Genomic DNA, 4,493 nt, shown 5'->3' on the forward strand with positions numbered 1-4,493 from the left:
TTCGCCTTGGCCAGCAGCGCATCGATCTGTTCTTTGAGTTCCAGCTCGGCTTTCTTCATCCGCTCGTAACTCATCGCCTTATGACGCGACGCATTGGCCTTGATCTTCGTGCCGTCAACGGCAATCGTCCCGAGCTTGACCAGTCCGCATTCCTTGGCCAGCTTCACCACTTGCACAAACAGGTCCGACAGTTCCTTCAAGTGAAAGGCGCGAAAGTCGCAAAGCGTGCGATGCGCCTGATAGTTGCCCGCGGCGAGGACCCGGAACGCGACATCTTCATGCAGCTTCCTGGCCAGCTTGCGCGACGAGAACACCCCGGTCGCATAGCCGTAGACGAGCACCTTCACCATCATCGCCGGATGAAAGGGTTGATTGCGCGGGCCGCCGCCCGCATACCGCGCATGGAAGCTTGACAGGTCGAGCGAATCCACCGTGTCGCTGATGTAATAGGCCAGGTGCCCTTCAGGCAGCCAGTCTTGCAGCGCGTGGGGCAGCAACATCTGCTGCTGCGGCTCGTAGGGAAGATAGCTTATTGGCATCTCCTAACAACGCTTACCCGGCTCGGCCGGATGACATCAGATTTCTGCCGCGCATACTCCTAGGAGACATTCAAGAAGACAAGAACGGCGACATGTGGCTCCATCTTGTGGGCAAGGGACAAAAGAAGGCAAAGGTCGCGCTGCCGCCACTTGCTTTGCGCGCACTCGAAAAATACCTTGTCGAGCGCGGCTTACCGGTTGACCGAGCGAGATGGCAGCGCTCCGTGAAGCTGGTCGGAATGCTGACCTTGGAAACGTCGGCGGGACACCCCGCTGGCATCACGACAGCGCGGCTGCGACAAGTCATGAACCGTTTTTTCGTCATAGCCGCGAAATCGGTCGGCGACGAAGGTGTCTTGCTCGCCGACACGCTGCGACAGGTGAGTCCCCACTGGTTACGACACACCCATGCGACGCACGCACTCGAGGACGGTGTAGACCTGGTATGCGTGCGGGACAATCTCAGGCACGCCTCGATTTCGACGACATCAAGGTACTTACACGGAGACGACACCCGAAGAGCTCACCAGGTCCGACAGGCGTTCCGTGTTCCCTAAACGCCGTAGAGCGGAACTTGCATGGTCTATCGATTGGCCTCGCGAGACACATACATTCGTCGTTGGGCTACGCTTGCTGACGCCGACATCAAACGACGCCGGTGCTGCGATTAGGGTCGTGAGTGGTGCACTCCGGGCGGCACCCCTCGAATTTGGGTTCGGCCGTGCTCGCGGCTATTCGATGCAACAGCGCGCTTCCATTCACACCGCCGTATGGCATTCATCCACCGCAAAGCACGTTCGCCTGTCGCTGAGAATCAGCCAAGTTGGATTGGACGCCTCCCACCATGTCTGGTTTGCAGCGTTGAGCGTAAGGTAACAAGCGTTGATACATCTTGACGCTTGCCCGCGCCATGAGGCATTGCTGACGCTCTATTGACGTGCCTCTCATTGCTGATGAGTTCGTCTCGCTCGCGTAATCGTTGCCTATTGCCGTCTCGGTGCTAGGGTCACAGCCCGCTCCGCTCGGGTTCTGCAAGCCAGACCCTGTGCGGCTACCGCGTTCATTGCCATTCTGATAAGTTGGAATGCCGGCATTAACTGCGGCCTGAACTCCTGCCTCCAGTAGTTCGCCCGTCTGGCCACCGTAGATTGGAGAGGCAGCCTTACCGGAAGCGCCTAGAGTGACCAAGCCCTGTGCACCTCTACGGAGGTTTCCCGAAGGACTGGCGCCCCGTCCTGTCCCCGCGCCCGGACCACTACCTTGAGCCTGGAGGCGCCCTGCCTCATCTCCTTGTAATGCACGCAAATCAGCTTCCAATTGACTTTCGGCGGCTTCCGAGCACTGTGTGCCGTCAGATTTCAGACCGCCGCTGGCGGCCGTTGCGTTACCGCAAAGTTTCTTGTTTTCCTTAGTGCTCGTATCGTCGGCTTGGAACAGGGCGACCCAACCGGCGGGGCAGCGGCCTTTGTTGGCATCGAAGACCTCTTGCGCGGAAGCAGACAGACCAGGCTCACCGGCGAACACAATCTTGCGAGAAGCATCATCACAGCCAGGAAATCGCAGGAAGCCTGCTTTTGCACTCTCCCATTCCCATACAATCGATGCGTCACCGGTCGGGAGCGAGTAGGCGGCTCCAAACATCTTGTTGAGCTTCGTGAGGAGAGACTGATAATGAACATCTCCCGACGCAACCAAGCGCGCGTATCCCTCGCACTCCTGATATCGAGTTGGCCATACTAAAACTCGTGTGCCCTTCACAACGGCCGTCATCTTGCTGACCGCCGCTCCCGCACAATCGTTTCGAAGCCCTGCTTCCGCATCTGCGATGTTGGCAAGATACTTTCGGAACAGTTCAAGGTCCAGTTCGGTACTGACCGAGTACTTTCGGGTTTCGTAGGTACCTTTGTTCGGGTCTGGAAACTTGCTGTAGTTTCCCCATGTTGCCGGCGTTGGGCCGTACGCTAGAGCCGACGACGCAAGAAGCCAGGTAGAAATCAGGCAAAGGGAGTTTCGAGCTTTCATTGCTTATATTTCGCATAGATGGCTTTCAGCGAACGGCGTAAATCCTGCTGACTTCCCTTTGCGAGAGAAACGCGCGTGCCTTCGAACTCCACGTACTCGGCATCCATTGCGTCCAAAGAAGGAATGAACTGCTCATACAAGCCCTTTCCGACGGTGTCCATATTCGCAGCGTGCTGATTGAGCATCGACATGTTCTGCTGAAGCGTTCCCAGCGGCGTAGTGGGGGGTGCGGCCGCTCCGGCAGCTGTGACTGCCAACGCCGAGAGCCAACTAGACGCCATCATTGAGTTGAAGCCCGAGTAGCTCTTGTCCCGGACAGCACGGAAGTTCTTTCCGTATTTCCCGGCGAGAATCCAGTTTGATAGCTGCTCATCCCGCGTCGCTCGAAGCAGTATTTCGGTGGCTAGAAGCTTCTTTATGACTTCCTCGTTGTGCAGCTGAGTCGGGCTTAGCCGCTCCCCCTTCTCTATTGAATCAGCAAGCGGCGCGTCGAAGCTCCGTACGTACCGGGCCAGACGCGGACCATTTACCGGAATTGGACTCGTTCCAAGCGTTGACGGTGCGGTCGCGACAACACTCGCAAGGTTCAACAGATGTGGGTGCAGCATCATTTGAGACACGTCACCAGGACTGGATGGCCTACTCGTTTTCACATACTCAGGTTGCGAAACTCCGAACATACCGGCCGAGGACAAGCTCACGGGCGGGAAAACGACCACTGAGTCGGTTCGAAGCGGTAAAGCGCTTTGAACCTTGGGTGGCGTGCCGACATCCTCATCGGCAAAGCCGAAATACCAGATTGGGTTCGGCGCCATGTCGGCTAAGCTACCTCTACACGTCATCTCTCTGCTGAACACCTCCGATTTTTTCACCTCTTCTTCCATTGCCACCAAGAGACCACAGTTTCCCGGAGACGCGGACGGCGCAGTCCTGACCGTGTACGACAGGTAGGTGTTCATGAAGGGAAACTCTGGGAACTGCCGGTCAACAACCTCAATGATGAAATCGGCGGGAATGTCGTCATCGACCTGCGGAGTCTCCACGACCGCACCACCTTGGTCGCGGAGCACCACTGGCTCAAGGAGAACCGCAGCACCTGGCATCTTTCGCAAAACCGCTTGATATAGTTCCGCAGCTGAGTAGGTTGATGCCGCGAAGGTGAACTCGGGAACCGCATCCAGATACTTCTCTTGAGCGTGAAACCCATGAATTGAGTAGAAGTTTCGCCGCGCACTTTCGACGAAATTGTCTCTCGCACTCTTATCGACCGCAATGGGCCATCGAATTTCTATGACCTGGCCAACGTATCGAGTAGACGGTTGTTCAGTATTTACGTGCTGAAGATTTTTTGGCATGTCGCTCACGGTCTTCGAAGATATGCAACCTGCAAGCAAACACGACACAGCGACCGCTGTGATACCGCTAAATTGTCCTTGCATTGCATTCCCCTATCCGCGTACGTTTTTGACGGCTTGTGCGCCATTTCTCAGCACAGTGGAATCGTAGGACTCTCTCGCGACCAAAAGCCATAGTAAGAATTTACTATGGCCGCGCGCCGAACCGACGCTTACTTTTTTGCCATTAAGCTCACAGGCGGACGGACCAAGATGAATATTCTTGCCAGCAAACCATTAGCGCCCGCCTCAAGGTCTTAAGAGGAGACTACTATGCATGCGCAAACTTGCCGTCGGCTGTTTGCAGGAAGCTTGATGTTGGCTTTGTCTGCTTGCGGCGGTGGAGGACCTGACCATCCAACGGGCGCCGCCAGTTCGAATGCAGCACCGGCCGAAACATCCTCAAGTCCGTCGGCCGCCTCCGCGCCCGCAGCTGCCTCCAATCCTTCAGGGGGCGCATCGTAAGCGATCCACGAACGACGCCCCTCAGAGTATGTGGTGGAACGCGTGGGGCGTGGTAGAGGCAGGTCAGCGGAGG

General features: G+C 56.8%; 4 protein-coding genes. 1 reads left to right on the forward strand and 3 read right to left on the reverse strand.

Features of this window, described 5'->3' with window-relative positions:
* On the reverse strand, positions 1–539 hold a 539-nt coding region (locus tag AWB78_RS41530), incomplete at its 3' end, for a transposase (RefSeq protein WP_198399483.1).
* Between AWB78_RS41530 and AWB78_RS41535 the strand changes: the two genes are divergently transcribed.
* Positions 533–1,096 (forward strand): tyrosine-type recombinase/integrase, encoded by a 564-nt coding sequence (locus AWB78_RS41535; RefSeq protein ID WP_269768983.1) that lies wholly within the window; start codon positions 533–535, stop codon positions 1,094–1,096. The genes AWB78_RS41530 and AWB78_RS41535 overlap by 7 nt on opposite strands.
* Before the next feature lie 220 nt (positions 1,097–1,316).
* On the opposite strand, the gene AWB78_RS47320 is transcribed toward AWB78_RS41535, so the two are convergent.
* Together AWB78_RS47320 and AWB78_RS41540 are read right to left on the reverse strand one after the other, a co-directional pair.
* A complete protein-coding gene (locus tag AWB78_RS47320) occupies positions 1,317–2,561 on the reverse strand; it encodes a hypothetical protein (RefSeq protein ID WP_157697865.1) in 1,245 nt (414 codons plus the stop codon).
* Positions 2,558–3,916, reverse strand: coding sequence for a hypothetical protein (locus AWB78_RS41540; protein ID WP_062612988.1), 1,359 nt, complete (start codon positions 3,914–3,916; stop codon positions 2,558–2,560). The genes AWB78_RS47320 and AWB78_RS41540 overlap by 4 nt, the downstream gene beginning before the upstream one ends.
* Between the last annotated feature and the right edge of the window lie 577 nt (positions 3,917–4,493).

The organism is Caballeronia calidae (assembly GCF_900044055.2).
GTDB lineage: Bacteria > Pseudomonadota > Gammaproteobacteria > Burkholderiales > Burkholderiaceae > Caballeronia > Caballeronia calidae.

Coding starts and splice junctions, on each gene's coding strand:
- AWB78_RS47320 (WP_157697865.1), bottom strand. CDS start 2,561: ATGAAAGCTCGAAACTCCCTTTGCCTGATTTCTACCTGGCTTCTTGCG.
- AWB78_RS41540 (WP_062612988.1), bottom strand. CDS start 3,916: ATGCCAAAAAATCTTCAGCACGTAAATACTGAACAACCGTCTACTCGA.